Annotated in this window: 28 protein-coding genes; 24 read left to right on the top strand and 4 right to left on the bottom strand. The window is 70.8% G+C overall.

Annotation, left to right across the window (positions count from 1 at the left end; all coding sequences use genetic code 11):
* Positions 1 to 2 precede the first annotated feature (2 nt).
* The 12 genes from pgeF to VGE38_RS11175 all read left to right on the top strand — a co-directional run bounded on the left by pgeF (position 3) and on the right by VGE38_RS11175 (position 11,717).
* Positions 3 to 734 (top strand): peptidoglycan editing factor PgeF, encoded by a 732-nt coding sequence (gene pgeF, locus VGE38_RS11120; RefSeq protein WP_331142607.1) that lies wholly within the window; start codon positions 3 to 5, stop codon positions 732 to 734.
* Positions 731 to 1,450 (top strand): YggS family pyridoxal phosphate-dependent enzyme, encoded by a 720-nt coding sequence (locus VGE38_RS11125; protein ID WP_331142608.1) that lies wholly within the window; start codon positions 731 to 733, stop codon positions 1,448 to 1,450. The genes pgeF and VGE38_RS11125 overlap by 4 nt, the downstream gene beginning before the upstream one ends.
* Positions 1,451 to 1,507: 57 nt before the next feature.
* Positions 1,508 to 2,026, top strand: a complete 519-nt coding sequence (locus VGE38_RS11130; protein WP_331142609.1) for a cell division protein SepF — start codon at positions 1,508 to 1,510, stop codon at positions 2,024 to 2,026.
* 49 nt (positions 2,027 to 2,075) lie between these two features.
* Positions 2,076 to 2,366: a YggT family protein gene (locus VGE38_RS11135; protein ID WP_331142610.1), complete on the top strand. Its 291-nt coding sequence runs from the start codon at positions 2,076 to 2,078 to the stop codon at positions 2,364 to 2,366.
* 180 nt (positions 2,367 to 2,546) lie between these two features.
* A complete protein-coding gene (locus VGE38_RS11140) occupies positions 2,547 to 3,290 on the top strand; it encodes a DivIVA domain-containing protein (protein WP_331142611.1) in 744 nt (247 codons plus the stop codon).
* Between the two features lie 148 nt (positions 3,291 to 3,438).
* Positions 3,439 to 3,915, top strand: coding sequence for a TraR/DksA family transcriptional regulator (locus tag VGE38_RS11145; protein ID WP_331142612.1), 477 nt, complete (start codon positions 3,439 to 3,441; stop codon positions 3,913 to 3,915).
* A complete protein-coding gene (locus VGE38_RS11150; protein ID WP_331142613.1) occupies positions 3,888 to 4,445 on the top strand; it encodes a signal peptidase II in 558 nt (185 codons plus the stop codon). Before VGE38_RS11145 ends, VGE38_RS11150 begins: the two co-directional genes overlap by 28 nt.
* On the top strand, positions 4,442 to 5,389 hold the full coding sequence (locus VGE38_RS11155; protein ID WP_331142614.1) for an RluA family pseudouridine synthase: 948 nt from the start codon (positions 4,442 to 4,444) through the stop codon (positions 5,387 to 5,389). Before VGE38_RS11150 ends, VGE38_RS11155 begins: the two co-directional genes overlap by 4 nt.
* Complete coding sequence (locus VGE38_RS11160; protein ID WP_331142615.1) at positions 5,376 to 5,846, top strand: GNAT family N-acetyltransferase; 471 nt, start codon at positions 5,376 to 5,378, stop codon at positions 5,844 to 5,846. The genes VGE38_RS11155 and VGE38_RS11160 overlap by 14 nt, the downstream gene beginning before the upstream one ends.
* Before the next feature lie 126 nt (positions 5,847 to 5,972).
* Positions 5,973 to 9,560, top strand: a complete 3,588-nt coding sequence (gene dnaE, locus VGE38_RS11165) for a DNA polymerase III subunit alpha (protein WP_331142616.1) — start codon at positions 5,973 to 5,975, stop codon at positions 9,558 to 9,560.
* The gene (locus VGE38_RS11170; RefSeq protein ID WP_331142617.1) at positions 9,545 to 10,066 is read left to right on the top strand and encodes a hypothetical protein; all 522 of its coding nucleotides are present in this window, start codon (positions 9,545 to 9,547) and stop codon (positions 10,064 to 10,066) included. Before dnaE ends, VGE38_RS11170 begins: the two co-directional genes overlap by 16 nt.
* 46 nt (positions 10,067 to 10,112) lie before the next feature.
* Positions 10,113 to 11,717 carry a DUF3352 domain-containing protein gene (locus VGE38_RS11175; RefSeq protein WP_331142618.1) on the top strand — a complete coding sequence of 535 codons (1,605 nt, stop codon included), beginning with the start codon at positions 10,113 to 10,115 and terminating at the stop codon, positions 11,715 to 11,717.
* Positions 11,718 to 11,734: 17 nt separating this feature from the next.
* Here the strand turns inward: VGE38_RS11175 and VGE38_RS11180 are convergent, their stop codons facing one another.
* Together VGE38_RS11180 and VGE38_RS11185 are read right to left on the bottom strand one after the other, a co-directional pair.
* Positions 11,735 to 12,409, bottom strand: a complete 675-nt coding sequence (locus tag VGE38_RS11180; RefSeq protein WP_331142619.1) for an LON peptidase substrate-binding domain-containing protein — start codon at positions 12,407 to 12,409, stop codon at positions 11,735 to 11,737.
* Positions 12,410 to 12,452: 43 nt separating this feature from the next.
* Positions 12,453 to 13,109, bottom strand: coding sequence for a hypothetical protein (locus tag VGE38_RS11185; protein WP_331142620.1), 657 nt, complete (start codon positions 13,107 to 13,109; stop codon positions 12,453 to 12,455).
* A gap of 87 nt (positions 13,110 to 13,196) precedes the next feature.
* Here VGE38_RS11185 and hisD point away from each other — a divergent pair, with 87 nt between their 5' ends.
* The 10 genes from hisD (at position 13,197) to VGE38_RS11235 (ending at position 20,789) form a co-directional block, all read left to right on the top strand.
* The gene (gene hisD / locus VGE38_RS11190; protein WP_331142621.1) at positions 13,197 to 14,579 is read left to right on the top strand and encodes a histidinol dehydrogenase; all 1,383 of its coding nucleotides are present in this window, start codon (positions 13,197 to 13,199) and stop codon (positions 14,577 to 14,579) included.
* Entirely contained in the window at positions 14,576 to 15,703 is a 1,128-nt protein-coding gene (locus tag VGE38_RS11195) for a histidinol-phosphate transaminase (protein WP_331142622.1), read from the top strand. Before hisD ends, VGE38_RS11195 begins: the two co-directional genes overlap by 4 nt.
* Positions 15,700 to 16,317 (top strand): imidazoleglycerol-phosphate dehydratase HisB, encoded by a 618-nt coding sequence (hisB, locus tag VGE38_RS11200; protein WP_331142623.1) that lies wholly within the window; start codon positions 15,700 to 15,702, stop codon positions 16,315 to 16,317. The genes VGE38_RS11195 and hisB overlap by 4 nt, the downstream gene beginning before the upstream one ends.
* 22 nt (positions 16,318 to 16,339) lie before the next feature.
* Positions 16,340 to 16,984 (top strand): imidazole glycerol phosphate synthase subunit HisH, encoded by a 645-nt coding sequence (gene hisH / locus VGE38_RS11205; protein ID WP_331142624.1) that lies wholly within the window; start codon positions 16,340 to 16,342, stop codon positions 16,982 to 16,984.
* Positions 16,984 to 17,205 (top strand): hypothetical protein, encoded by a 222-nt coding sequence (locus VGE38_RS11210; RefSeq protein ID WP_331142625.1) that lies wholly within the window; start codon positions 16,984 to 16,986, stop codon positions 17,203 to 17,205. The genes hisH and VGE38_RS11210 overlap by 1 nt, the downstream gene beginning before the upstream one ends.
* A 13-nt stretch (positions 17,206 to 17,218) precedes the next feature.
* On the top strand, positions 17,219 to 17,965 hold the full coding sequence (priA, locus tag VGE38_RS11215; RefSeq protein ID WP_331142626.1) for a bifunctional 1-(5-phosphoribosyl)-5-((5-phosphoribosylamino)methylideneamino)imidazole-4-carboxamide isomerase/phosphoribosylanthranilate isomerase PriA: 747 nt from the start codon (positions 17,219 to 17,221) through the stop codon (positions 17,963 to 17,965).
* A complete protein-coding gene (gene hisF / locus VGE38_RS11220) occupies positions 17,962 to 18,723 on the top strand; it encodes an imidazole glycerol phosphate synthase subunit HisF (RefSeq protein WP_331142627.1) in 762 nt (253 codons plus the stop codon). The genes priA and hisF overlap by 4 nt, the downstream gene beginning before the upstream one ends.
* Positions 18,723 to 19,634: a ribonuclease Z gene (locus tag VGE38_RS11225; RefSeq protein ID WP_331142628.1), complete on the top strand. Its 912-nt coding sequence runs from the start codon at positions 18,723 to 18,725 to the stop codon at positions 19,632 to 19,634. Before hisF ends, VGE38_RS11225 begins: the two co-directional genes overlap by 1 nt.
* Positions 19,635 to 19,684: 50 nt before the next feature.
* Entirely contained in the window at positions 19,685 to 20,242 is a 558-nt protein-coding gene (locus tag VGE38_RS11230) for a dihydrofolate reductase family protein (protein ID WP_331142629.1), read from the top strand.
* Positions 20,243 to 20,474: 232 nt separating this feature from the next.
* On the top strand, positions 20,475 to 20,789 hold the full coding sequence (locus VGE38_RS11235) for a hypothetical protein (RefSeq protein ID WP_331142630.1): 315 nt from the start codon (positions 20,475 to 20,477) through the stop codon (positions 20,787 to 20,789).
* Between the two features lie 3 nt (positions 20,790 to 20,792).
* On the opposite strand, the gene VGE38_RS11240 is transcribed toward VGE38_RS11235, so the two are convergent.
* Both VGE38_RS11240 and VGE38_RS11245 read right to left on the bottom strand, forming a co-directional pair.
* Positions 20,793 to 21,743, bottom strand: a complete 951-nt coding sequence (locus VGE38_RS11240) for an HNH endonuclease (protein WP_331142631.1) — start codon at positions 21,741 to 21,743, stop codon at positions 20,793 to 20,795.
* A 4-nt stretch (positions 21,744 to 21,747) separates the two neighbouring features.
* Complete coding sequence (locus VGE38_RS11245; protein ID WP_331142632.1) at positions 21,748 to 22,035, bottom strand: helix-turn-helix transcriptional regulator; 288 nt, start codon at positions 22,033 to 22,035, stop codon at positions 21,748 to 21,750.
* A gap of 110 nt (positions 22,036 to 22,145) precedes the next feature.
* On the opposite strand from VGE38_RS11245, the gene VGE38_RS11250 reads away from it, so the two are divergent.
* Together VGE38_RS11250 and VGE38_RS11255 are read left to right on the top strand one after the other, a co-directional pair.
* On the top strand, positions 22,146 to 24,251 hold the full coding sequence (locus tag VGE38_RS11250; RefSeq protein ID WP_331142633.1) for a site-specific DNA-methyltransferase: 2,106 nt from the start codon (positions 22,146 to 22,148) through the stop codon (positions 24,249 to 24,251).
* Between the two features lie 4 nt (positions 24,252 to 24,255).
* Positions 24,256 to 26,793, top strand: coding sequence for a DEAD/DEAH box helicase (locus VGE38_RS11255; RefSeq protein ID WP_331142634.1), 2,538 nt, complete (start codon positions 24,256 to 24,258; stop codon positions 26,791 to 26,793).
* Positions 26,794 to 26,831: the final 38 nt, after the last annotated feature.

Consider the following 26,831-nt stretch of genomic DNA (forward strand, 5'->3'; position numbering starts at 1 on the left):
GCATGTACGCCTTCCGCAGCACGCTGAGCCCCGCCGCAGGGGCCCCCGTCGACCTGGCGTTCACCGACCGGCTCGGCGGGGTCAGTGCTGCTCCCTTCGCCGAGCTCAACCTGGCGGTCTCAGGGCCTGACGACGAGGAGGCCAAGCGGGTCAACCACGAGCTCCTGCTGGCCGACTTCGCCCCCGGCAGCCGGCTCGCCGACCTCTACCAGGTGCACGGCAACGAGGTCGCGGTGGCGGCACCGGGCACCCGGCCCGAGTGCGACGGGATCGTGACGGCCGAGCCCGACATCGTGCTGCTGGTCCGCGCGGCCGACTGCGTCCCCGTCCTGCTCGCCGACCCGGCGGCCGGCGTCGTCGGCGCGGCCCACTCCGGACGGGCCGGCCTGGTCCGGGGCGTCGTGCCGGCGACGGTTGACCGCATGCGGCAGCTCGGCGCGACCTCCGTAGAGGCGTGGATCGGGCCGTCGGTCTGCGGTGGCTGCTACGAGGTGCCGGCCGCCCTCCAGGCGGAGGTGGTCGCGGCCGAGCCTGCCGCCCGGTCGACCACGAGCTGGGGGACCCCGAGCCTCGACATCGCCGCAGGCGTGCGTGCCCAGCTGGAGCGTGACGGCGTCACCGTCCACGACGTCGGCCGCTGCACCCGAGAGTCGGACGACCTCTACTCCTACCGCCGCGACGGCGAGCGGGCCGGCCGGCAGGCCGGCGTGATCCGGCTGCGGGGCGCCGCATGAGCCCGACCGACGCTCGCCGGCAGCAGCTGGCCGACAACCTGGCCGTCGTACGCCGGCGGATCGCGACCGCGGCCACCGCCGCTGGACGCGCCGCCGAGGACGTGGACCTCGTCGTCGTCACCAAGTTCTTCCCCGCCTCCGACGTGCGGATCCTGGCCGACCTCGGCGTCACCGCGGTGGGGGAGAACCGCCACCAGGAGGCGCAGCAGAAGGCCGCGGAGTGCGCGGAGAGCGGGCTGCGGGACCTGTCGTGGCACTTCATCGGCGGCCTGCAGAGCAACAAGGCGGCCGCGGTCGCGGCGTACGCCGACGTGGTGGAGTCCGTCGACCGGCTCAAGCTCGTCGGTCCGCTGGACCGCGGCGCCCAGCAGCACGGCCGCACCCTGGACGTGCTGCTGCAGGTCAGCCTGGACGCGCCCGGGGCCGAGCACCGCGCCGGCGCCCGGCCCGAGGACCTCCCCGGGCTCGCTGCTGCGGTCCAGGACGCCGCGGCCCTCCGGCTGCGCGGTCTGATGGCCGTCGCGCCGCTCGGCGAGGACCCCGCCGCCGCGTTCGCGCGGCTCGCGGCGATCCGGGCCGACTTCCTCCACGACCACCCCGCCGCAGAGTGGCTCTCGGCGGGCATGAGCGGTGACCTCGAGCAGGCCATCGCCCACGGCGCGACACACGTGCGCGTCGGCTCCGCGGTCCTCGGATCGAGGCCCCGTGTCCCCTAGTGTTCGAAACGGATCCACCACCCAGGCCGGTCGGCGGCCGAAAGGAAGGCAAGTGTCATGAGCGGCGCTATGCGCAGGATCGGTGAGTACCTCGGCCTGCTCGAGGACACCGGCCGGTACGACGACTACACCGACGAGTACTCCGACCTGGGGCGCTACGACGACGGCGACTACACCCGCGAGACGCCCGCGGTGCGGCCCGCGCGCGCCGAGCGTGCCCCGCGTCCGGCGCGCACCGCCTCGGTCTCGGACCTGGCTGAGCGCCGGCGTCCGCAGCCGCTGCCGTCGGTGGCCGAGCTGTCCCGGATCATGACGCTGACGCCGACGACCTACAACGAGGCCCGGGCGATCGGTGAGCACTACCGCGACGGCACGCCGGTGATCATGAACCTCACCGAGATGGACGACGCCGACGCCAAGCGCCTGGTCGACTTCGCGGCGGGCCTGATCTTCGCCACGCGCGGCACCATCGAGCGGGTGACGAACAAGGTCTTCCTGCTCTCGCCGCACAACGTCTCGGTGACCGCGGAGGACAAGCAGCGCATCGCCGAGGGCGGGTTCTTCAACCAGTCCTAGTCGGAGCCGAGCGCCGTCCTTCGACCAGCGTCCTCTAGGGTTCACCACCATGCAGATCGTCGGCACGGTTCTCTATGTCGCGCTCTGGGCCTTCATCGGGCTGCTCTGGGTTCGGTTCGTCGTCGACTGGGTGCAGGTCTTCGCCCGGTCCTGGCAGCCGCGAGGCTTCCTCCTGGTGCTGCTCGAGCTGGTCTACAGCGCGACCGACCCGCCCATCAAGGCGCTGCGGCGGGTCATCCCGCCGCTGCGCATCGGCTCGATCGCGCTGGACCTCAGCTTCCTGATCGTGCTGTTGGTGGCCTACGTACTGCTGCGGATCGTCGCGACGACGATGCTGTGACCCGTCGGCCCGGCCGGCGAGCACCTGGGTGCTGAGGCGCTAGAGTGCCTCGTGTAGGACTCCGGTGTGGCCAACGCACCACTCGGCACCACTCGGCGCTGCCCCGGCAGTGCCACGCACGACCCTGACTTTCTGACGTACCGACTTCCGAACAACCGAGCAAATGAATTGGGTGAGGTCATGCCGCTGACGCCTGAGGACGTGAGCAACAAGCGATTCACGCCCGTCCGGCTCCGCGAGGGCTACGACATGGGTGAGGTCGACCAGTTCCTGGACGAGGTGGAGGCCGAGCTGGCCCGCCTCACCAAGGAGAACGACGACCTGCGCGCGAAGCTCGCTGCCGCGCAGGGCGCCGGCGCGTCGTACACCCCGCCGGCCCCGGAGCCGGTGGTCGAGGCCGCTCCCGAGCCGACGCCGGCTCCCGCGCCCGTCGCGGCGCCGGTGCCCGCGGCCGGTGGCGTCGAGACCATCCGCGTCGAGACCGTCGCGGAGGCGTCCAACGCGGCCGCTCGGCTGCTGGAGATCGCGACACGCAACGCCGACGAGGTCGTCGAGGGTGCCAAGAACGACGCCGACAAGATCGTCGGCGAGGCCCGCACGAAGGCCGAGCGCCTCGAGTCCGAGGCGAAGGCCAAGGCCGACCGGCTCGAGTCCGACGCCCGCACCCGCGCGCAGATGCTCGACTCCGAGACCGCCGAGCGGCGCCAGCAGATGTTCGGCGACCTGGAGAAGGAGCGCGACAAGCTCTCCGCCGAGGTCGAGGGCCTGCGCTCCTTCGAGCGTGAGTACCGCTCCCGCCTGAAGAGCTACTTCACCCAGCAGCTCGAGTCGCTCAACAGCATGGGTGGCGAGACCACCGGTGCCGAGGACGTCCCGCCGGCGCCCAAGCGGCTCCGCTCGATCCTGGGCGAGGAGGAGGGCTGAGCAGCCCTTCCCGCTGAACCTCACGGAGCCCGGCCGACGCCTGTCGGCCGGGCTCCGTGTCGTTGTCGTGGGTGAGGTTCCGGGGCGGCTGGTTGAGTGCCACTGGGGGACCGGCTACTCTCCCGGAACGCTGTGAGGAGGCCCATCGATGGCGGCAATCCGCAAGGCACCGGCCCGCACGACCAAGAAAGCGAGCACCGTGGCGAAGAAGGCAGCAGCAAACCCGAAGCCCGCGGACCTGGTCGTCAAGGCCGACGAGACCGCGTGGACCCAGGCCGAGCTCGACGAGGTGCTCACCGAGCTCGACGAGCAGCGGCGTCACAGCAACGAGGTGCTGACCGCGATGGAGGCCGAGCTCGACGGCCTGATGCGCGACTCCGGCGACGGCGCCGGCCAGGACCAGGCCGACATGGGCGCGACCAGCTTCGAGCGCGACCAGGAGCTGACGGTGGTCAGCAGCGAGCGCGACAAGCTGGCCCAGATCGAGCGGGCGCTCGAGCGCATCGCCGACGGCAGCTACGGCGTCTGCGAGTCGTGCGGGCAGCCGATCGGCAAGATGCGGCTGATGGCGTTCCCGCGTGCCACACTGTGCATGACATGCAAGCAGCGCGAGGAACGTCGCTGAGCGACCTCAACGACACAGCAGCCCCCACTCCCGCCCCCGTACGGCGCCCGCGGCTCCAGGCCCTGGCCGTCGTCGTGGCCGCCGCCGGGCTGACGGTCGACCAGCTCACCAAGACCATCGCGGTGGACCGCCTCACCGGCCGGCCCGACATCGAGGTCGTCGGCGAGCTGCTGCAGCTCCACCTGACCCGCAACCCCGGTGCCGCCTTCAGCACGGGCACCGGCTTCACCGTGGCCCTCAGCTGCCTGGCGGTCCTCGCCGCCGTCGTCGTCGCATGGCTGGTGCGCCGGGTCGGCAGTCCGCTGTGGGCCCTGTCCCTGGGACTGCTGCTGGCCGGGATCACCGGGAACCTCGGCGACCGGCTCTTCCGGGCGCCGGGGCCGCTGCGCGGACACGTCGTGGACTTCCTCATGCTGCCGAACTGGCCGGTCTTCAACGTCGCCGACATCTGCATCACCGCCGCCGCGGTCGGCATCGTGCTGCAGACCTTCCGTGGGATCGCCATCGACGGCCGGCGGGACGGCGCGTGACCGCCGCCGCCGAGCACCGCACGCTGCCGATCCCCGAGGGGCTGGCGGGGGACCGCGTCGACGCCGCCCTGGCCCGCATGTTCGGCCTCTCCCGCACCCGGGCCGCCGAGCTGATCGCCGAGGGCCTGGTCCTCATCGACGGCGCGGGCGTCAGCAAGAGCGACCGCGTCATGCCGGGCTCGCTGCTGGAGGTGACGATCCCCTCCGCGGTCGATCCGCTCGAGGTCGTCCCCGAGGTCGTCGAGGGCATCAAGATCGTCCACGACGACGACGCCATCGTCGTGATCGACAAGCCGGTCGGCGTCGCCGTGCACCCCAGCCCCGGTTGGACCGGACCGACCGTCGTCGGACACCTGAAGGCCGCCGGCTTCCGCATCTCCACCAGCGGGGCCAAGGAGCGCGAGGGCATCGTCCAGCGCCTCGACGTCGGCACGTCCGGGGTGATGGTGATCGCGAAGTCCGAGTACGCCTACTCCGTGCTGAAGAACGCCTTCCGCAACCGCACGCCGCGCAAGATCTACCACGCGCTGGTGCAGGGACACCCGGACCCGCTCGAGGGCACCGTCGACGCGCCGATCGGGCGCCATCCCAAGCACGACTACAAGATGGCGGTGCTGGCCGACAGCAAGGGCGGCCGCCACAGCGTGACGCACTACGAGACCCTCGAGGCGCACCGGTTCGCCTCCCTGCTCGAGGTGCACCTCGAGACCGGCCGCACGCACCAGATCCGCGTGCACATGAGCGCGCTGAAGCACCCCTGCGTCGGCGACCTCACCTACGGTGCCGATCCGACCCTGGCCAAGCGCGTCGGCCTGGAGCGGCAGTGGCTGCACGCGGTGCGGCTCGGCTTCGAGCATCCCGAGTCCGGCGAGTACGTCGAGTACGAGTCGGCGTACCCCGAGGACCTGCGACACGCCCTCGACGTCATCCGTGACGCCCACTGAGCCTCGCCCCGAGCTGGTGATCCGCCCGGCCGGGCCGGAGGACGCCCTCGCGATCGCCGGCCTGTTCACCGCGGCCCGTGACGCCGCCGTCCCGCTGATGCCGCCCAGCGTCCACACGGCGGAGGAGGACCGCGCGTTCTTCACCGCCCGCGTGAGCGCCGCGGAGACCGAGACGTGGGTGGCGGAGGCGGGCACCGACCTCCTCGGGTTCGTCCTGCTGACCCCCACCTGGCTGGACCACCTCTACGTCCGTCCCGACGCCCAGCGCGCCGGTGTCGGCACCGCGCTGGTGGAGCTGGCCCAGGCGCTGCGCCCCGGCGGGCTGGGGCTGTGGGTCTTCGAGAGCAACGCCCCGGCCCGGGCGCTGTACCGCCGCCACGGGTTCGTCGAGGTGGAGCGCACCGACGGCTCGGGCAACGAGGAGCACGCCCCCGACCTGCGGCTGCGCTGGCCCTGAGCGGAGTGTCGGCGGTGCATGACAGGATCGGCCCCAGGCTCGCGTAGGCTGAGGCCCTTCCCCCTTGGCCGTCGGCAGGAGCCGTCGTCACCGTCTCTTCGCGACCCCTGAGGAGGGCCCTCCGCCGTGACCGCGCAGGACTCGTTCGTCCACCTGCACGTCCACACCGAGTACTCCATGCTCGATGGTGCGTCGCTGCTGGACGGCCTGTTCCAGCGGGTCTCGACGCTGGAGATGCCGGCGATCGCGATGACCGACCACGGCAACCTGCACGGCGCCTACGACTTCTACTCCAAGGCCAAGAAGTACGGCGTCAAGCCCATCATCGGCATCGAGGCCTACCTCACCCCGGGCACCCATCGCGGCGACCGCCGGCGGGTGCGCTGGGGCAAGGGCAACGCGTCGGAGGAGGGCGGCGACGACGTCTCGGGCGGTGGGGCCTACACCCACATGACGATGTGGGCCGAGTCGACCGAGGGCATGCACAACCTGTTCCGGCTCTCGTCGAAGTCCAGCCTCGAGGGCTACTTCTACAAGCCGCGCATGGACAAGGAGCTGCTGCAGACCTACGCCAAGGGCCTGATCGTCTCGACCGGCTGCCCCAGCGGCGCGATCCAGACCCGGCTGCGGCTCGGCCAGTGGGACGAGGCGGTCCAGGAGGCCGGCGAGCTGCAGGACATCTTCGGTCGCGACAACGTGTTCCTCGAGCTGATGGACCACGGCATCTCGATCGAGAAGCGGGTCCGTGACGACCTGCTCAAGCTCGGCCGGCAGCTCGGCATCCCGCCGATCGCCACCAACGACTCCCACTACAACAACCCCGAGGACGCCGGCGCCCACGAGGCGCTGCTCTGCGTGCAGTCGGGCAGCCGCATGGCCGAGCCGCCGTACAGCCAGGGCGGCAAGCGGTTCGCCTTCGAGGGCAGCGGCTACTACATCAAGTCCGCGGCCGAGATGCGCGAGATCTGGGGCGACCACAACGACCTGCGCGAGGCCTGCGACAACACGCTGCTGATCGCCGAGCGCTGCGAGGTGGAGTTCACCGAGTCGACCGGCGGCTTCATGGCGCGCGCCGACATCCCGCCGAGCGAGACCGAGGAGAGCTGGTTCCGCAAGGAGGTCTGGCGCGGGATCGAGGCGCGCTACCCCGGCGACGCCCTGACCGAGGAGGTCAAGGAGCGCACCAACTTCGAGCTCGACATCATCGCCCAGAAGGGCTACTGCGGCTACTACCTCGTGGTCGCCGACTTCATCCAGTGGTCCAAGCGCAACGGCATCCGTGTCGGCCCCGGCCGTGGCTCCGGTGCGGGCTCGATCGCGGCGTACGCGCTCCAGATCACCGACCTGTGCCCCCTCGAGCACGGGCTCTTCTTCGAGCGGTTCCTCAACCCCGAGCGTCCCTCGATGCCCGACTTCGACATCGACTTCGACGACCACCGCCGCGGCGAGGTCATCGCCTACGTCACCGAGAAGTACGGCGCCGAGCGCGTCGCCCAGATCGCCACGTTCGGCCGGATCAAGGCCAAGCAGGCCATCAAGGACGCCGCCCGCATCCTCGACCACGGCTTCGCCATCGGCGACCGGATCACCAAGGCGCTCCCGCCGGACGTGATGGGCAAGGGGGTGCCGCTCAAGGACATCTTCAACACCGAGCACAAGCGCTACGCCGACGGCGGCGAGTTCCGCGCCCTCTACGACCAGGACCCCGACGTCCGCACGATCTACAACACCGCGCTCGGCCTCGAGGGCCAGATCCGGCAGACCGGCGTCCACGCGGCCGGCGTGATCATGTCGAGCGAGCCGCTGCTCGACATCGTCCCGCTGATGGACCCCAAGCAGGACGGGCAGGTGATCACGCAGTTCGAGTACCCCACCTGCGAGTCGCTCGGCCTGGTCAAGATGGACTTCCTCGGCCTGTCCAACCTCCACACCATCGAGGACGCGCTGGCCAACATCGAGGCCAACCGCGGCGAGAAGCTGGTGCTCGAGGACGTCGGCTTCGACGACCGGGCGACCTATGAGCTGATGGGCCGCGGCGACACGCTCGGCGTCTTCCAGCTCGATGGTGGCGGCATGCGCGCGCTGCTACGGCTGATGCAGCCCGACAAGTTCGCCGACATCACCGCCGTCTCCGCGCTCTACCGCCCGGGCCCGATGGGTGCCGACTCGCACACCAACTACGCCCTGCGCAAGAACGGGCGCCAGGAGATCGACTACATCCACCCGGCTCTCGAGGAGCCGCTGAAGGATGTGCTGGGCGAGACCTACGGCCTGATCGTCTACCAGGAGCAGGTCATGGCGATCGCGCAGGTGCTCGCCGGCTTCACCCTCGGCGCCGCCGACAACATGCGCCGCGCCATGGGCAAGAAGAAGAAGGAGGAGCTCGACAAGCAGTACGCCGGCTTCGAGGCCGGCATGCTCGAGCGCGGCTATCCCCGCGACGCGATCAAGAAGCTGTGGGAGATCCTCGTCCCCTTCGCCGACTACGCCTTCAACAAGTCGCACTCCGCGGCGTACGGCGTGGTCACCTACTGGACCGCCTACCTCAAGGCCAACTACCCCACCGAGTACATGGCCGCGCTCCTCACCTCGGTGAAGAACGACAAGGACAAGATGGCGCTCTACCTGGGGGAGTGCCGCCGCATGAAGATCGCGGTCCTGCCGCCCGACGTCAACGAGTCGGCCCACAACTTCACCGCTGTCGGCACCGACATCCGCTTCGGCCTGACGGCCGTGCGCAACGTCGGGTGGAACGTCGTCGACGGCATCGTCGCCGCCCGCGACGAGAAGGGCCGCTTCGAGGACTTCAACGACTTCCTCGACAAGGTGCCGGCCCAGGTCTGCAACAAGCGGGTCATCGAGTCGCTGGTCAAGGCCGGTGCGTTCGACGACATGAAGCACAAGCGCCGGGCGCTGGTCGCGATCCACGAGGCCGCCGTCGACCAGTACGTCGACATCAAGAAGAACGAGGCGATCGGGCAGGACTCCCTGTTCGCGGACCTGGGGAGTGTCGACGACGGCGATCAGAACTGGGCCGGCTTCGGCATCTCGGTGACGATCCCCGACCTCGACGAGTGGGACAAGTCCACCCTGCTCGCCCACGAGCGCGAGATGCTCGGCCTCTACGTCTCCGACCACCCGCTGTTCGGTCTCGAGCACGTGCTGTCCAACGGCACCGACTGCACGATCGGACAGCTGCTGGCCGACGAGGCCCGGCCCCACAACTCCACCGTCACCGTCAGCGGGCTGGTCACCAGCATCCAGCGCAAGATCACGAAGAAGGGCGATCCCTGGGCGACGGTGACCCTCGAGGACCTCGAGGGTGGGATCGAGGTGCTGCTCTTCCCGAGCTCCTATGTCCTGGCCGCCCCCCACCTGGTGGAGGACGCCATCATCCGCGTCAAGGGCCAGCTCTCCCGCGACAAGGAGCAGCCGGAGCTGCGCGGGCAGGAGGTGACCGTCCCCGACCTGACCGACGCCGGTGTCGGTCCGGTCGTGATCACCCTGCCGCAGACCCGCTGCACGCCGCCGGTGGTGGCCCAGCTGCGCGACGTGCTCGGCACCCATCCCGGCCTCACCGAGGTCCGGCTCAAGCTGCTCACCCGCCAGTCCACCCATGTGATGCGGCTGGGCGACAACCTCCGCGTGACCCCGAGCCCGGCGCTCTTCGCCGACCTCAAGCAGCTGCTGGGCCCCGGATGTCTCGGCAGCTGACCCGCTGGTGCGCTGCCGTCGTCCTCGTCTTCGCGCTCGCGGGGGCGGCGTGCGGCTGGCTGTGGGAGTGGGTGTGGGACGCGCCGACCGGCGTCGTCGTGAAGGGCGCCTGGTACCCCGACCCGTGGGACGCCGGGAACCGCGCCGCGTTCTCCGGCACCGGCTGGTACGTCGCCATCGCCCTGACGGCGGGTCTGCTCCTGGGGCTGGGAGCGGGCCTGCGGTCGCGTGGCCGCGAGCTCGCGACGCTCGCCGCGGTCCTGGTCGGGTCTGCCCTGGCCGGTGCGCTGATGTACGCCGTCGGCGTCTGGCTGGCTCCAGCCGACCCGGAGCCGATGGCGGCCGGCCTGGCCGACGGCCAGCGGCTGCGCGGCTCGCTCAGCGTCAGCGGCGCGACGTCGTACGCCGCGTTCACGGTCGGCGCGCTGCTGCCGCTCGCCGTGCTCTACCTCACGGTGACCCGGCGTCCCGCCGAACCTCGCACGGCCGAGCCGACGCGGCGCTAGGCTCCGCTGCGTTCTCGTCCGCCTCGTCTCGAACTCCGGGGAACCCATGTCTGAGCACCATGAACCGCCCGCCGACGACCTGCTGATCGGCGGACCCGACGCCCGTCCCAAGGGCCGCGGTCGGGCCTACCTCGCCGGTGGCGCGCTCGCCGTGCTCGCCGTCGGCGGAGGCGCGGCGGCCTGGGCGGCGCTGTCGTTCTTCGGTACCGGCGCTCAGCCGGCGGAGGCGCTGCCGGCCTCGACACTCGGCTACGTCAGCGTGGACCTCGACCCGAGCGGCGCCCAGAAGATCGAGGCGCTCAAGCTCGCCCGGAAGTTCCCGGCGTTCAAGTCCGAGGTCGGGCTCGACAGCGACGACGACCTGCGCCAGTGGATCGTCGAGGAGTTCGCCAAGGACTCCGGGTGCGACCTCGACTTCGAGGCCGACGTCGAGCCGTGGCTCGGGTCCCGGGCCGCGATGGCGGCCGTCGACGGCGAGGACGGGCCCTTCCCGGTCTTCGTGCTGCAGACCACCGACGCGGACCGGGCCGAGAAGGGGCTCGCCGCGTTCGCGGAGTGCGGCGGCGAGGAGGCCGGCTGGCGGATCGAGGGCGACTGGATCGTCCTCGCCGAGACCGAGGCGCAGGCCGACGCGGCCGTCGCGGCCACCGACGAGGGCACCCTCACCGACGACGCCGACTTCCGGAAGTGGACCGAGCGCGTGGGCGACAGCGGCCTGCTCACGGCGTACGCCGCGCCCGAGGTCGGCGGCCTGCTGGCCGACGCCGCGGTCGCGGACCTCGGGGACGTGGCCCAAGGCCCTGCCGCGCTGCCCGGCTGCGAGGCCGCGAGCACGGCCTACGAGGAGGAGCTGCGCGCCAAGCTGACCGCCTTCGACGGTGCGGCGGCCACGGTGAAGTTCAACGACGGCGGCGTCGAGCTGCAGGCGACGGCCGACTCGGGGATCCAGACCGCCGCCGGCCTTGGCTCCCTCGCCTCGGCGGACATCGACAACCGCGCGGTCACCGGCCTGCCGGCCGACACGGCGTTCGCCTTCGGCGTCGGCCTCCCGGAGGGCTGGGCCACGGCGCTCGAGGAGAACCTCGCCGCACTGTGCGGTGAGGGCGTCGACCCGGAGTCGTTCGGCGACGAGCTCGCCGAGGGGTTGGGCTTCGACGTCTTCGGGGAGCTGCCGCAGGTGCTCGGCCGGTCCGTCGTCGTCGCGCTCGGCGCCGACATCGACGTGGAGGCGCTGATGAACAGCAGCGACCCGACCGGCCTCCCGCTCGCGATCCGGACCACCGGCGACAAGGCCGCGGTCGACCGCGTCGTGGCGAGCCTGGCGTCCAGCTTCGGCGTGCCGCAGGACCTGGTCACCGTGCGCGAGGGCGAGGACGGTGTGGCGGTCTCTCTCGACGCCACCTACGCCGAGCAGGTCGCCGCGGGCGGCGAGCTGGGCAAGGACGAGGTGTTCCGCGACCTGGTGCCGAACGCCGCGGACGCCAGCTTCGTGTCCTACCTCAACCTCGACCGGCTGCAGCCGGCGATCGAGCAGCTCGCCGGGGGCGACCAGGAGGCGGTCGAGAACCTGGCGCCGCTGCAGGGCGTGGGCCTGAGCTCCTGGAACGAGGACGACGAGCTCCACGTCCTGCTGCGCGTCAGCGTCGACTGACCCCGCCGGTCGCGGCCTCAGTTCGGTGACCAGCGGGTCCGGGCGACCTCGGTGGCGGGCAGCGACGGGACGACGTTCATCGCCCGCAGCTCCTCACGCAGCATCTCGTTGACCAGCGCGAGCCGTTCGCCGGCGTCCTCGGCCTCGAGCAGCGTCTGCCGCTCGTGCAGCGGCAGCGGCGCACACGCCGCCAGCGTCCAGGAGAGGTACTCCGGGTCCCGGGGCAGCGTGCCGGAGTAGGGATCGCTGCGCAGCCCGACCAGCGCCGCACGGAACGCGGTGAAGGTGGCGCGGGCGCGGTCCAGCAGCTCCACGGGTACGGCGACCTGCGGCTCGGGCCGCTCCGACACCTCGCCGACCGGGAACGGCCCGGTGGCGTCGAGACGGTCCAGCCGGATCCGGTCCAGGCCGACCACCATGACGTCGAAGCCGCCGTCGGGGTCCGGCTCGGCCTCGACGAGCTGCACCCGCACGCCCACGCGGTAGAGCGACTGTGCCCCGTGGTCGCCGACCTCGTAGCCCTCCCGGATGGCCACGGTGCCGAACACCCGATCGGCCGGGTCGGGGATCTGCAGCAGGTGGTCGACCATCGCGGTGTAGCGGTCCTCGAACACCCGCAGCGGCACGCTCACGCCGGGGAACAGCACCGCGTTGAGCGGGAACATCGGCAGGGTCGCTGACGCGTCGGGCACGCGTTCCAACCTAGGGCATTCCCCGGGCCTCGGGTGGCCGTGATCAGCGGTAGCCGGCGGCGCGGTCCACGCGGTGGTGGTAGCGATGGCCGACGATCCCGCCGAGCACGGCGCCGAGCAGCATCACGGCGAGCAGCACGACCGCCGTGAGCGCCAGACCCCATCCGAGCTGGTCCTGGCTGAGGTCGACCGAGGGCAGCTCGACCTGCTCGAGCACGTTGTAGCGCGACCCGAACACTGCGCCGACCGCTCCGGCCAGCGCCGCGACCACCAGGCCGATGAGCCAGACGCCGACCCCCTGCCGGGCGCCGTCGAAGCGCGACATCCGGCCGGCGACGTACCCACCGGCGTAGTAGGCGACGAACATGACGACGGCCAGGACGATGGCCGCCCCGAGCCCGATCGAGGCGGCGTTGGCCTCGGCCTCGGTCCGGGTGAGGTCGAGGTTCTCGCCCACGGCAGTGGCGATCGCGGAGGCGATCCCGGCCAGGAGCACCATCAAGCCGACCGCGACGAGCCAGCCGAAGAAGCCGGCGCCCCAGTTGACGCCGCCGAAGTTGTCGTGGGCCCGGTCCGGCGTCCGGTCCCGGGTGCGGTCATCGGAGCGGTCCTCGGCCCGGTGGTGCGCCCGATCCGCGGCCTGGTGTGTGGCCTGGTCCTGGTGGCGGTGATCGCGATGGAGCAGCGAGTGCAGTGACATCGAACGTCCTCCTGGTCGACGGATCTCCCTGTCCGGTCGCCGATCCAGGCGCGAGGCATGCCTGCTGCGCCGCGTAGAATCGGGCGCATGACCTCGCCAGGATCGATCCGACGCATCCGCCGCATCGACCTGCGCCGCTCGGCCCTGACCGGTGGCCCGGTCGACTACCGCCGGGCGGTGCCCCGCGCGGAGTTCGACGTGGAGGCGGCCGTCGACATCGTCAAGCCGATCACCGACGCCGTGCGCGAGCGCGGCGTCGAGGCGATCTTGGAGTTCAACGCCAGGTTCGACGGTGTCGAGCAGACCGAGATCCGGGTGCCGGTCGAGGTGCTGCACCGGGCCCTGGAGAAGCTTGCTCCCGAGATCCGCGCCGCGCTGGAGGAGTCGATCGCGCGGCTGCGCGCCACCTGTCAGGCCGAGCTGGAGACCGACGCGGTCACCGAGCTCGGCCCCGGCGCGCGGGTCACGCACCGCAAGGTGCCCGTGGGCCGCGTCGGCCTCTATGTCCCCGGCGGCCTGGCGCCGCTGGTCTCCAGCGTCGTCATGAACGTCGTGCCCGCCCAGGTCGCCGGCGTCGAGTCGATCGCGCTCGCGAGCCCGCCCCAGAAGGAGTTCGGCGGTCTGCCGCACCCCAGCATCCTGGCGGCGTGCGCGCTGCTCGGCGTCGAGGAGGTGTACGCCGTCGGCGGTGCCCAGGCGATCGCCATGTTCGCCTACGGGGTCGAGGCGAGCGCGACCACGGAGGGGTGCGAGCGCGTCGACCTCGTCACGGGGCCGGGCAACATCTACGTCGTCACCGCCAAGCGGGTGCTCAAGGGTCAGGTCGGCATCGACTCCGAGGCCGGGCCGACCGAGATCGCGATCCTCGCCGACGACACCGCCGACGCGGCGTACGTCGCCGCCGACCTGATCAGCCAGGCCGAGCACGACCCGCTGGCCGCCGCCGTGCTGGTGACCTCCAGCGAGCGCCTCGCCGACGAGGTCGAGGCCGAGCTGGACAAGCAGGTCTCCGTGACCAAGCACGCCGAGCGCATCGGCATCTCGCTGAGCGGCAGCCAGTCCGGCATCGTCCTGGTCGACGACGTCGAGCAGGGCATCGACGTCGTCAACGCCTACGCCGCCGAGCACCTCGAGATCCACACCCAGAACCCCGACGTCGCCGCGAGCAGGATCCGCAACGCCGGCGCGATCTTCGTCGGCCCGCACGCCCCCGTGAGCCTCGGCGACTACTGCGCCGGCTCCAACCACGTGCTGCCCACCGGCGGCTGCGCCTGCCACTCCTCGGGTCTGTCGGTGCGTGCGTTCACCAAGTCCGTGCACGTGGTCGACTACTCGCGCGAGGGCCTGGCAGCGGTCAGGGACCACGTCGTGACGCTCGCCGAGGCGGAGGACCTGCCGGGCCACGGTGCCGCGGTCTCGGTCCGGTTCTCCGAGCCGTCGCCGGTCGAGTCTGGCGAGACCACGCCGTGAGCTGGCCTCCGATCCGGCCCGAGCTGGCCGGGATCGAGCCGTACGGCGCGCCGCAGCTGCCGCTCGACCAGGTGCCGGTCCAGCTCAACGTCAACGAGAACCCCTACGGCCCCTCGCCGGAGTGCGTCGCCGACATCGCCGCCGCGGTGGCGGCGGCGGCCGCGACGCTGAACCGCTATCCGGACCGGGAGTTCACCGAGCTCCGCACCGCGCTCGCGGCGTACCTCTCCCGTGACGCCGGCCCCTCCGGCGCCGGCATCGCCCCGGAGCAGGTGTGGGCCGCGAACGGCTCCAACGAGGTCATGCTGCAGCTGCTGCAGGCCTTCGGCGGTCCGGGCCGCACGGCGGTGAGCTTCGCGCCGACGTACTCGATGTATCCCGAGTACGCCCGCGACTCGATGACCGAGTGGGTCGCCGGCCGCCGTGAGGACGACTTCTCCCTCGATCTGGCCAAGGCCCGAGCGCTGGTGGAGGAGGTCCGGCCCAGCGTCGTGCTGCTGCCCAGCCCGAACAACCCCACCGGCACCGCGCTGCCGCCCGAGGCGGTCGACGTGCTGTGCCGGGCGGTGGGCGAGGCGGGCGTCGTCGTCGTCGACGAGGCGTACGGCGAGTTCCGCCGCGCCGGGGTGCCCAGCGCCCTGGAGCTGCTGCCGTCCCATCGCAACCTCGTGGTGACGCGCACGATGAGCAAGGCGTTCGCCGGTGCCGGCCTGCGGCTCGGTTACCTCGCGGCCGACCCGGCGATCTGCGACGCGATCCGGGTGGTGCGCCTGCCCTACCACCTCTCCGCGCTCACCCAGGCGGCCGCGCTCGCCGCCCTGCGCCACGCCCCCGAGCTGCTCGGCAAGGTCGACGAGCTGCGCGCCGAGCGCGACCGGCTCGTGACCTGGCTCAAGGAGCAGGGCCACGACGTCGCCGAGAGCGACGCCAACTTCGTCCTGTTCGGCAGCTTCGCCGACCGCCATGCGGTGTGGCAGGGCCTGCTGGACCACGGCGTGCTGATCCGGGAGACCGGACCCGACGGCTGGCTGCGGGTGTCGGTCGGCACGTCCGAGGAGATGAGAGCATTCCGCCAGGCATTGACCTCCGTCACGGTGACGGAGACAGGAAGGGTGACGGCATGAGCAGGACCGCGCGCATCGAGCGGCAGACCTCGGAGTCGAAGGTCCTCGTCGAGGTGGACCTCGACGGCACCGGACGTCACGACATCTCCACCGGCGTCGGCTTCTACGACCACATGCTCACGGCGTTCGCCCGCCACGCGCTGGTCGACCTCACGGTCCAGACCGAGGGCGACACGCACATCGACGCCCACCACACCGTCGAGGACACCGCCATCGTGCTGGGCCAGGCCCTGCGCCAGGCGCTCGGGGACAAGAAGGGCGTACGGCGCTTCGGCGACGCCACCGTGCCGCTCGACGAGGCGCTGGTCCAGGCCGTCGTCGACGTGTCCGGCCGGCCCTACTGCGTCCACACCGGTGAGCCGGAGGGTCAGCAGTACGTCCAGCTCGGCGGCACCGCGGGGTCGGGGCCGGCGTACCTCGGCTCGCTGACCCGCCACGTGTTCGAGACCATCGCGTTCCACGCCCACCTGGCCCTGCACGTGCGGGTGCTGGCGGGCCGCGAGCCACACCACATCGTGGAGACGCAGTTCAAGGCCTTCGCCCGCGCGTTCCGCGACGCCATCGCGCTCGACCCGCGGGAGACCGGCGTGCCGTCGACCAAGGGCAGCCTGTGAGCTCCACGAACGGTCGGGCACTGTGACAGCTCCCAGCGTCGTCGTCCTCGACTACGGCTCCGGCAACCTCCGATCCGCCGTCCGCGCGGTCGAGCGCGCCGGCGCCTCGGTGGAGCTCACCGCCGACCTCGACACCGCGATGGCCGCCGACGGTCTGCTGGTGCCGGGCGTCGGCGCGTTCGCGGCCTGCATGGCCGGGCTGCGCGCGATCCGCGGCGAGCGGATCATCGCCCGCCGGCTCTCGGGCGGCCGGCCGGTGCTGGGCATCTGCGTGGGCATGCAGATCCTCTTCGAGCACGGCGTCGAGCACGGTGTGGACACCGAGGGCTGCTGCGAGTGGCCGGGCACCGTGGAGCGGCTGCAGGCGCCCGTCGTACCCCACATGGGCTGGAACACCGTCGAGGCCCCCGAGGGCAGCCGGATGTTCGCCGGCATCGAGGACGAGCGCTTCTACTTCGTGCACTCCTACGGTGTGCGGACGTGGGAGCTGGTGACCAACGACCGCACGAAGGCGCCCCTGGTGACCTGGGCCGACCACGGTGGCGACCGGTTCGTCGCCGCCGTCGAGAACGGTCCGCTGTGGGCCACGCAGTTCCACCCCGAGAAGTCCGGCGACGCCGGCGCCGCGCTGCTGCGCAACTGGGTCACCTCGCTCAAGGCGGCCTGATGGCCGCGGGTGCCCGGGCCCGTGCGCGCCGCGTCCGGCGCCCGCGCGGCGGCTACGCGACCAGGCGGCGGCGCGAGGTCGAGACGCTCGTGCTGGTGCTCTTCGTCCTCAACGTCTTCGTCTGGTTCGTGGTGCCGCAGTGGTCCGGCCGGGCGCTGGCGGTGGTCGCCAGCGTGCTGGTGGCGCCCGTCCTCTACACGTTCATGTTCCGCCGTCCCTGAGAGAAGCGATCCCATGTCCTACCTCGAGCTCCTTCCCGCCGTCGACGTCAAGGGCGGCCAGGCCGTCCAGCTGGTGCAGGGCGTCGACGGCTCCGAGAAGCGCTTCGGCGACCCCGTCGAGGCGGCCCTGCGCTGGCAGGAGGCGGGGGCGGAGTGGATCCACCTCGTCGATCTCGACGCGGCCTTCGGCCACGGGAACAACCGGGAGCTGCAGGCGGAGATCGTCGGCCGGCTCGACATCCACGTCGAGATGAGTGGCGGCATCCGCGACGACGAGTCGCTGGAGGCCGCCATGGCCACCGGCTGCCGGCGGGTTAACATCGGCACCGCGGCGCTGGAGCAGCCGGAGTGGTGCGCGAAGGCCATCGCGACGTACGGCGACCGTGTGGCCGTGGGCCTCGACGTGCGGGGCCGCACCCTCGCCGCCCGCGGCTGGACCAAGGACGGCGGCGACCTCTACGAGACCCTCGCGCGCCTCGACGCCGAGGGCTGCGCGCGGTACGTCGTCACCGACGTCAACAAGGACGGCATGCTGCAGGGCCCCAACCTGCAGCTGCTGCGCGACGTCTGCGCCGCCACCGACCGTCCCGTCGTCGCCTCCGGCGGCGTCACGACGATCGACGACATCGCCGCGCTGATGGAGCTCGTGCCGCTGGGCGTCGAGGGCGCGATCGCCGGCACCGCGCTTTACACCGGGTCCCTCTCCCTGTCCGAGGCGCTCGACCTGACGCTCGGCCGCGCGCGGGGTGACAACTCATGACGCTGGCGGTCCGCGTCATCCCGTGCCTCGACGTCGACGGTGGGCGGGTGGTCAAGGGCATCAACTTCCAAGACCTCCGTGACGCCGGCGACCCGGTCGAGCTCGCGAAGGTCTATGACGCCGAGGGCGCCGACGAGCTCACGTTCCTCGACATCTCCGCCTCCCACGAGGGGCGGGCGACGACGATGGAGATCGTGTCGGCGACCGCCGAGCAGGTCTTCATCCCGCTCACGGTCGGCGGCGGCGTCGGCTCCGTCGAGGACGTCGACCGGCTGCTGCGCGCCGGCGCCGACAAGGTCGCGATCAACACCGCCGCGATCCGGCGGCCCGAGCTGATCTCGGAGGTGGCCGACCGGTTCGGCAACCAGGTGCTGGTGCTCTCCGTCGACGCGCGGCGCGCCGCGGGCACCGACTCGGGGTTCGAGGTGACCACCCACGGTGGCCGCACGTCCGCCGGGATCGACGCGGTCGAGTGGGCAGCCCGTGCCGCCGAGCTCGGCGCCGGCGAGATCCTGCTCAACGCCATGGACGCCGACGGGACCGAGGACGGCTTCGACCTCGAGCTGCTGCGCGCCGTACGCCGCGAGGTGGCGATCCCGGTCATCGCGTCGGGCGGCGCAGGCGCGGCCGAGCACTTCCCGCCGGCCGTCGAGGCGGGTGCCGACGCGGTGCTCGCGGCGACGATCTTCCACTTCGGCAAGGTGCGTGTCGGCGAGGTCAAGGACGCGTTGCGGGGGGCCGGCCACCCGGTGCGCTGATGACCGACCGCGAGCTGATCGTCCTGGGCACCGCGTCGCAGGTGCCGACGCGGACGCGGGCCCACCAGGGGACCGTGCTGCGCTGGGGTCGCGAGGTCGTGCTCTTCGACCCCGGCGAGGGCACCCAGCGGCAGCTGACGCTCGCGGGGATCTCGGCGGCGAGCATCACCCGCATCTGTCTGACCCACCTCCACGGCGACCACTGCCTGGGCCTGCCCGGGGTGCTGCAGCGGATGGTGCTCGACGGCGCACGGCACCCGGTCTCGCTCTACTTTCCGGCCTCGGGACAGGAGTACGTCGACCGGCTGCGCCAGGCGTCGGCCTCCTTCGGCTCGCCGGTCGTCCACGAGCATCCGGTGTCCTGCGACGGTCTGGTGGAGGACTGGGGCGCGGTGTCGCTGCACGCCCGTGCGCTCGACCACCGGATCGACGCCTACGGCTGGCGGCTGGAGGAGCCGGACGGCGTCCGGTTCGTGCCCGCCCGGCTCGCCGAGCTGGGCATCGCGGGACCGGCGGTCGGGCTGCTGTCGCGGCAGGGCTGGCTCGACGTGGCGGGCCGGCGGGTGACGCTGGCCGAGGTCAGCGAGCCCCGCCCCGGCCAGGCGTTCGCGTTCGTCATGGACACCCGGCTGTGCCGCGCCGCCGTCGACCTGGCGGCCGGTGTGGACCTGCTGGTCTGCGAGTCGACGTACGTCTCGGGCGAGGAGGCACTCGCCGAGCAGTACGCACACCTCACCGCGGCCCAGGCCGCCACCATCGCCCGCGACGCCGGCGCCCGTCGGCTCGTCCTCACGCACTACTCGGGCCGGCATCCGGACGAGTCGGTGTTCGCCGAGGACGCCGCCCGCGTCTTCCCGCACGTCCACGCCGCGCGGGACCTGGACCGGATCCCCGTGCCGAGCCGCCGCTGATCCATCGCCGGCCCGTCGCCGGTGTCGGTCCCGCGTCCTACCGTGGCGCCATGACCCGCTTCGTCTACGCCACGGCCACCACGCTCGACGGCTTCCTCGCGGATGCCGACAACTCGCTCGACTGGCTCTTCGCCGTCGAGGGCGGCGAGGAGTCGCTGTCCGGCCTCGCGGAGTTCACCGCCGGCGTCGGTGTGCTCGTGATGGGCTCGACCACGTACCAATGGGTGCTCGACCACGAGCGCCTGCTCGACCATCCGGAGAAGTGGCGGGAGTTCTACCCCGGCATGACGACCTTCGTCTTCTCCTCGCGTGACCTGCCGGTCATCCCCGGCGCCGACCTCACCGTCGTGAGCGGTCCCGTCGCCGACCACCTGCCGACGATCCTGGCGGCGGCGGGCGACAAGGACGTGTGGGTGATGGGCGGAGGCGACCTGGCCGGGCAGTTCACCGACATCGGGCGGCTCGACGAGATCATGCTGTCGGTCGCCGCCGTGACGCTCGGCTCCGGTGCCCCGCTGCTGCCACGACGGCTCGAGTCGGACCGGCTGCGCCTGGTCCATGTCGCCCAGGTCGGCCAGTTCGCAGAGCTCCGCTACCAGCTGCGCTGAGTGCCAACAGCCAGCATCGGGCGCTGGCGGTCATCGAGCACCTCGACCGGGCGCCCGCCGTGGTTCTGGAGCTCGACGGGGTCCGACAGGCGAGGTGGTGGTGGACACTACGACTTCGTGGCGGCCGATCTCCGGAACCCGCTGGACGGCTCGGCTCGCTGAGCGCGGCACTCGATGGCGTAGGGCGGGCCCACCCGTGGCGGGAGATCCACCCGTTCGTAGCATGGCGGGCATGCCTGGTGACCTCTCCTTGTTCGGTGACGACGAGCCCACCAGCGCGGCGCCCGCCCAGCATGAACCAGCATCTATCGCTGACTGGCAGGTCGAACTCATCCGCAAGGCGTTGGACGGCCAAGGCTGGACGTCCATGTCCGATCGTCAGGCGGCAGTCGTGCAGGCGGCCGGGCGAGAAGTTGAGTCGTTACGAGCACTCACCCATGACGAGGCGATCCGCGTGCTTGCGCGACTGGGCGAGATCGGGCGTACGCGCGCGGCGAGATCCCTGTGGGAACAGCGTGAAGATGACACCTGGATCGACCGTCTTTGACGTTCAGGCGCTCTTGAACACCTCGTCCATGTGCCATTCGAGGTGCTCTCGGGCAGGGAGCGAGTCTCGCTGAACCGGCAGATGGATCACTTCTCCGCGGTCCTGCTTGGCATAGAGCTCGACGCCGTTGCCGAACTCGTCGCGCAGCCGAGGGCTGACTCGCAACGTGTAGTCCGGAGTGACGCCGAGGTAACCCTTGTCAAAGAGCGTGTGCATGTCCGATCGCAACAGCAGACCGTTCGATACGACGTGCTCGCCGCCCTGCGCGTACGGCCGGATGTGTGCGGCCTGCAGTGCGGGGCGGACCTTGCTGCCGCTGATCGCGCACCGGCTCTGATAGGCGTCCTCGACGCGCAGCCGGAAGCTGCCCTGACCCAGTCGGTGCCGCGTCAGCGCAGCAGGGCCGTACCTCTCTGTGGCGATCTCGACCGCCACCTTCGGCTCCCACGAGATGTCGATGCGCGGCGTCGCGGCTAGTGACTCGAAGGCGTGTTGGACGTAGTCCCAGTCCGGATCGGCGCTGTCATACGTCTTGCCCTGGACGATCGACCTGCCCCAGTGGAGCGGCTGGGGAAGCTCGTCCAGTGGCTCGACGAAGAACACGTTGCGCAGGATCAGGCAGCCGATTGTCGGGTCGGGGGAAAACGGTGCCTGGTTCCTCGCGCGGTAGACCTGGATAGCGGCCTGGAGGTCGGCTTCCTCGGAGACGCCGTTGGCCTCACCGAAGACTGTCCAGGCCTCACTGACACGACGCTCGTAGAAGCCGGCGTAGAACCCACCGCCGACCAGCGTGTTCCGGGGAGACTTGGTCTTGAAGAGGAAGGGCTCGTCGAGCGCGGCCCGGCCCATGAAGTTCCGGCCGGACGGGACCCAGAAGTTCACCTCGTCGAGATCGAGACGGGCTCGGAGGAAGTCGGCCCAGGCGTGGTCGGTCACGCCGAGGGTGATCCGCATCGGGTCAGTCCTCGACCGGTACGTCGGGATCGGCCAGGTATCCCACGCTCACCTCGAGCACCTGCGCGAGTCCGAAGATCGTGTCGAGCTTCGGATTGCCCGGCCCATAGAAGCCTTGCTTCTTCGTGCTGGCACGGCCGTACTCGACGTTCTGGATCGCCTTGCGGTCCATGCCGACGCGATGGCCGAGCTCTTCCTGACTGAGTCCGAGCTTTTCGCGACGAACGCGGACCTTGCGCCCCAGCGTCTCTGCCACCCGCCTGAAGTCGTCGGAAGGGGCGGAGCCAGGCACGACGCACACCCTCGCCGCGCAATTGCCGAGAGTCTGCCCATTGCAATGCGCATCTCTGGCATGATCCGCGATGCGCATTGCAATGGGCGTGCCGTCGGGAGGATGAACGCGTGTCGAGGATCGGGGACCTGCTGCAGCAGGTCACGAAGCTCGACGCCGCCCTCGGCGCCGACCTCGGCCGCGAGGTGAAGGCGCTCGAGCAGCGCCGGCCCTTCGGGCTGAACTTCGAGCGGCACCAGCCGGAGACGGTCGAGCTGCCGGGGCGGTCCGTACGCCGCGGCGACAAGGTGCGAGTCCTGCCCGCCCGCGGCTCGTCGGTTCGGCCGGATCACCGACTCTGGCTCGTCCGACGCGTGGCTGACGGCGTGGCCCAGCTCGTCGAGCTGGGGGCGGAGGAGCCCGAGGTCATCACCCACGCGGTCGACGACCTCGTCGTCACAGCGGAGTTCCGCGACCCGATCTACCCCGGCCTCGTCTCGACCGGTCGGGTCGAGCGGGGTGGCGACAAGCCGTTCCACACCGTTATCAACGGCGAGAACTTCCACGCGCTCCAGGCGCTGACCTACACCCACGAGGGCAAGGTCGACGCGATCTACATCGATCCGCCCTACAACACCGGCGCGCGCGACTGGAAGTACAACAACGACTACGTCGACGGCGAGGACGTCTACCGCCACTCCAAGTGGCTGGCGTTCATGGAACGGCGGCTCAAGCTCGCGAAGCGGTTGCTCAACCCCGAGAACTCCGTGCTCGTAGTGACGATCGACGAGAAGGAGTACCTCCGATTGGGACTCTTGCTCCAGCAGGTGTTCCCTGACGCGCGGACACAGATGGTGAGCGCGGCGATCAACGGTGCGGTCGTTGCCCGCGGTAACGCGTTTGGACGCGCGGATGAGTATGTCTACTTCGTTTATGTGGGCGAGGCGGCGCCGTCACCTCTCCCACTGGGTCCCGACTGGGTTTCGGGTCGCGGTGTCACCCATCGCGGCGAGATTCGATGGGACCGCCTTATCCGGTCCGGCACGGGGACTTCGCGTTCAGATTCACCGGGTGGCTTCTACCCGATCTACGTCGATCCGACGGGCCCGCGTATCGAGGAGATCGGGGATCCGTTACCTGCCGGAACGTCCGTGCCGCCTCCGGTGGATGGCTGCGTGGCTGTTCTGCCTCTGCGGAGCAACGGTTCCGAAGGACGGTGGCAGATGAGCGCGCGAGAACTCGCGTCCCGCCTGTCGCAGGGCCGAGTGAGAGTGGGGGGCAACTCGCGGCGCGGCTTCACCATCTACTACTTGAAAGACGGCGAATTCCGGAAGGTCGTAGACGGGCTCTATGCCGTCTTGGGACGCCGCGCGGACGGGTCCATCATCACGGATGTCATCGGAGAACACTCGACCTCGGTCGTTCCCGGAACTCAGTGGAAGGTCGAAGCGCACGACGCCTCGCATTACGGGTCCCGCCTGCTACTGAAGGTGATGCCGGACCGCAAGTTCCCCTTCCCCAAGTCGCTCTACGCCGTCGAGGACGCCCTGCGATTCTTCGTGGCCGACAAGCCTGACGCGGTGGTCCTCGACTTCTTCTCCGGCTCCGGCACGACCGCCCACGCCGTGATGCGCCTCAACAAGCAGGACGGTGGACGGCGGCAGTGCATCAGCATCACGAACAACGAGGTCGGTGCCGACGAGCAGAAGGTGCTCCGGGAGAAGGGGCTGCGCCCCGGCGACCCGGAGTGGGAGCGGTGGGGGATCTGCGACTACATCACCAAGCCGCGTATCCGTGCCGCGATCACCGGCAGGACGCCCGACGGCGACCCGATCAAGGGCGACTACAAGTTCACCGACGAGTTCCCCATGGCCGACGGCTTCGAGGAGAACGCCGAGTTCTTCACCCTGACCTATGAGGCACCGCGCACCGTCGCGCACCACCGATCGTTCGAGGCGATCGCGCCGCTGCTCTGGCTCAAGGCCGGCGCGCGCGGCCGGCGCATCGACGAGCCGACCGACACCTTCGACGTAGCCGAGACCTACGGCGTGCTCTTCGACGTCGACGCGGCGACGCCGTTCATCGAGTCGCTCGGCGCCGACGTACGCCTCGCCTATGTCGTCACCGACGACGACCGGGCATTCCAACTGGTCTGCAGCGAGCTGCCCGAGCACATCGAGCCGGTCCGGCTCTACGAGTCGTACCTGACCAACTTCACGATCGGTGCCCAGGAGTGATGGCGTGAAGTTCGACCTGAAGGACTACCAGGCTGAAGCTGTCGCTGACGTGCTCGACCGACTCGCGAAGGCCAAGGGAATGCTCGGACTGGGCATGACGAGTTCGGTCGCCCTCACCGCACCGACCGGCGCCGGCAAGACCGTGATGGCGGCAGCGGTCATCGAGTCGCTCTTCTTCGGGAACGCAGACCTGGACATCGAGCCGGACCCGACGGCCGTGGTGCTGTGGTTCACCTCCGACCCGTCGCTCAACGAGCAGACCCGCCACCGGATCGTGCAAGCCTCCGACCGGGTCGGCAGCGGCCGGCTCCGGGTCGTCGAGTCGACGTTCTCGGACGAGCAGCTCCGTCCGGGCAACGTCTACTTCCTCAACTCGCAAAAGCTCGGCAAGAACTCCCTGCTCGTGCGTGGCGCCGGCGCCGGCGACGAGTCCGAGATGCTTGCCGCCCCCGACATGCGGGCCCGCACCTTCTGGGAGGTGCTTCGCAACACGATCGAGGACGAGCAGGCGACGCTGTACGTCTTCCTCGACGAGGCTCACGTCGGCATGAACACCTCCAAGCGCGACCTCGGTGAGAAGTCCACGATCGTGCGCCAGCTCGTCAACGGCGAGGCGGGCTCGCCGCCGGTGCCGATCGTGCTCGGCATCAGCGCGACCGTCGAGCGCTTCAAGACCGCCATGGAGTCCGCCAGCGGTCGCACCTCGCTGCCCGACGTGAACGTCGACGTGACACGGGTCCAGGAGTCGGGGCTCCTCAAGGACAACATCCTGCTGTCGTTCCCGGCCGAGACCGGCACCTTCGACACCGTGCTGCTGCGGCACGCGGTGAAGCGGACCAGGGATGCCAGCGAACTGTGGGCGGCGTACCACGCGGCCCAGGGTGGCAGCGGTGACCTGGTGCAGCCGCTGCTCGTCGTACAGGTGCCGAACACGCCGAGCGAGGAGATGCTGCTCGACGCGGTGCAGACGGTGCTGGCGGAGTGGCCCGAGATCGGGGCGGGCAACATCGCCCACGTGTTCGGAGAGCGGACGGACCTGAGCGTCGGAGGCTCCGAGATCGCGTACGTCGCACCCGAGGATGTGTCCGAACGGCAGCACGTTCGAGTGCTGCTTGCGAAGGACGCCATCTCCACCGGGTGGGACTGTCCGCGCGCCGAGGTGCTGGTCTCGTTCCGGCCGGCCCAGGACCAGACCCACATCACGCAGCTGCTCGGGCGAATGGTGCGGACGCCGCTGGCCCGGCGGATCCCCGGCGATGACCGGCTCAACTCCGTCGAGTGTGTCCTGCCGTTCTTCAACCGAGCGGCCGCGGAGCAGGTCGCCCGCCGGATCATGGGCGAGGGCGCCGACCCGATCGGCCCGCGGGTCGCGGTGGCGAGCGCGGACTTCACGCCCAACCATGCTGTGTCCGACGAGGTCTGGGTTGCGTTCGACCGGCTGCCCTCCCAGACCGTCCCACGCAAGGGTGCGCGTCCGGTGAGCCGGTTCACCGCGCTCGGAGCCGCACTGGCACGTGACGGCCTGCTGGCCGACGGACACAGCCGCGCCCTCGCCGAACTCGTCGCCTTCCTCGAGAGCCAGGCGGTGCGCCACGCCCCCCAGCTGGGTGCACAGGTCGACGAGCTGCTCGAGATGGCGGGCGAGACCCTCGTCGTCGGTCAGGGCCTCGGCGGCCAGGTCATCACCGGCGTCGAGACGCTGAGCCTGGTCGCCGACGACAGGGCGGTCGATGCCGCGTTCCGGGTGGCCAGGCGAGCGCTGAGTCCGCAGCTCGCGACGGCGTATGCCGATCTGCTCGAGAAGACCTACCAGGACGGCTACTTCGAGGCGCACCTTCGGACCGCTGCGCTCGCCCGGATCCCCGAGGTGATCGAGGCGCTCGATGCCGAGGCGGAGCGGCTCTTCAAGGGGTGGGACACCCAGCACCGCGTCGCGATCAAGGGGCTGCCGGACGACCGGAAGGTCGTCTACGGCGACCTGCGCGCGCTCGCCGGGGAGCCGCAGGAGGCCGACATCCAGAGGCCGACCGTGCGCACCGAGCCGATCGAGACGCTCGCCGGCGTAGCCGCCCCGACGCAGCCGAAGCACCTGCTGGCCGACGAGGTCGGGCAGTTCCCAGTCGCCTCCCTGAACGACTGGGAGCTCACCGTCCTCGAGTCGGAGATCGAGCGCTGCGTCGCCTGGTACCGAAACCCGGCCCGCGCGTCCGCGGACGCCGTCGCCATCGCATATGTCGACGGCCAGGGCGGCTGGCGGCGGATGTGCCCCGACTTCGTGTTCTTCGAGGACGTGCAGGGCCGGGTCAAGCCCTCGATCATCGATCCCCATGGGATCCACCTCGGCGATGCCATGCCCAAGCTCAGGGGCCTGGCGGCCTATGCCGAAAGGTACGCCGACGTGTTGCACCGCGTCGAGGCGGTGGCTGCGACCGACGGCGATCTGCGGGTGCTCGACCTCACAGAGCCGCACGTACGGAACGCCGTGATGAAAGCCGATGACGCGACGGCGCTGTATCTGTCGGACGTTGCCTCGGACTACTGAAGCGGCCCGTTGACCTGCGCAACCGGGCTGTCGGTGGC

The sequence above is a fragment of the Nocardioides sp. genome, assembly GCF_036405735.1.
GTDB lineage: Bacteria > Actinomycetota > Actinomycetes > Propionibacteriales > Nocardioidaceae > Nocardioides.

Coding starts and splice junctions, on each gene's coding strand:
- pgeF (WP_331142607.1), top strand. CDS start 3: ATGTACGCCTTCCGCAGCACGCTGAGCCCCGCCGCAGGGGCCCCCGTC.
- VGE38_RS11125 (WP_331142608.1), top strand. CDS start 731: ATGAGCCCGACCGACGCTCGCCGGCAGCAGCTGGCCGACAACCTGGCC.
- VGE38_RS11130 (WP_331142609.1), top strand. CDS start 1,508: ATGAGCGGCGCTATGCGCAGGATCGGTGAGTACCTCGGCCTGCTCGAG.
- VGE38_RS11135 (WP_331142610.1), top strand. CDS start 2,076: ATGCAGATCGTCGGCACGGTTCTCTATGTCGCGCTCTGGGCCTTCATC.
- VGE38_RS11140 (WP_331142611.1), top strand. CDS start 2,547: ATGCCGCTGACGCCTGAGGACGTGAGCAACAAGCGATTCACGCCCGTC.
- VGE38_RS11145 (WP_331142612.1), top strand. CDS start 3,439: ATGGCGGCAATCCGCAAGGCACCGGCCCGCACGACCAAGAAAGCGAGC.
- VGE38_RS11150 (WP_331142613.1), top strand. CDS start 3,888: ATGCAAGCAGCGCGAGGAACGTCGCTGAGCGACCTCAACGACACAGCA.
- VGE38_RS11170 (WP_331142617.1), top strand. CDS start 9,545: ATGTCTCGGCAGCTGACCCGCTGGTGCGCTGCCGTCGTCCTCGTCTTC.
- VGE38_RS11175 (WP_331142618.1), top strand. CDS start 10,113: ATGTCTGAGCACCATGAACCGCCCGCCGACGACCTGCTGATCGGCGGA.
- VGE38_RS11185 (WP_331142620.1), bottom strand. CDS start 13,109: ATGTCACTGCACTCGCTGCTCCATCGCGATCACCGCCACCAGGACCAG.
- hisD (WP_331142621.1), top strand. CDS start 13,197: ATGACCTCGCCAGGATCGATCCGACGCATCCGCCGCATCGACCTGCGC.
- hisB (WP_331142623.1), top strand. CDS start 15,700: ATGAGCAGGACCGCGCGCATCGAGCGGCAGACCTCGGAGTCGAAGGTC.
- VGE38_RS11210 (WP_331142625.1), top strand. CDS start 16,984: ATGGCCGCGGGTGCCCGGGCCCGTGCGCGCCGCGTCCGGCGCCCGCGC.
- priA (WP_331142626.1), top strand. CDS start 17,219: ATGTCCTACCTCGAGCTCCTTCCCGCCGTCGACGTCAAGGGCGGCCAG.
- hisF (WP_331142627.1), top strand. CDS start 17,962: ATGACGCTGGCGGTCCGCGTCATCCCGTGCCTCGACGTCGACGGTGGG.
- VGE38_RS11225 (WP_331142628.1), top strand. CDS start 18,723: ATGACCGACCGCGAGCTGATCGTCCTGGGCACCGCGTCGCAGGTGCCG.
- VGE38_RS11230 (WP_331142629.1), top strand. CDS start 19,685: ATGACCCGCTTCGTCTACGCCACGGCCACCACGCTCGACGGCTTCCTC.
- VGE38_RS11235 (WP_331142630.1), top strand. CDS start 20,475: ATGCCTGGTGACCTCTCCTTGTTCGGTGACGACGAGCCCACCAGCGCG.
- VGE38_RS11240 (WP_331142631.1), bottom strand. CDS start 21,743: ATGCGGATCACCCTCGGCGTGACCGACCACGCCTGGGCCGACTTCCTC.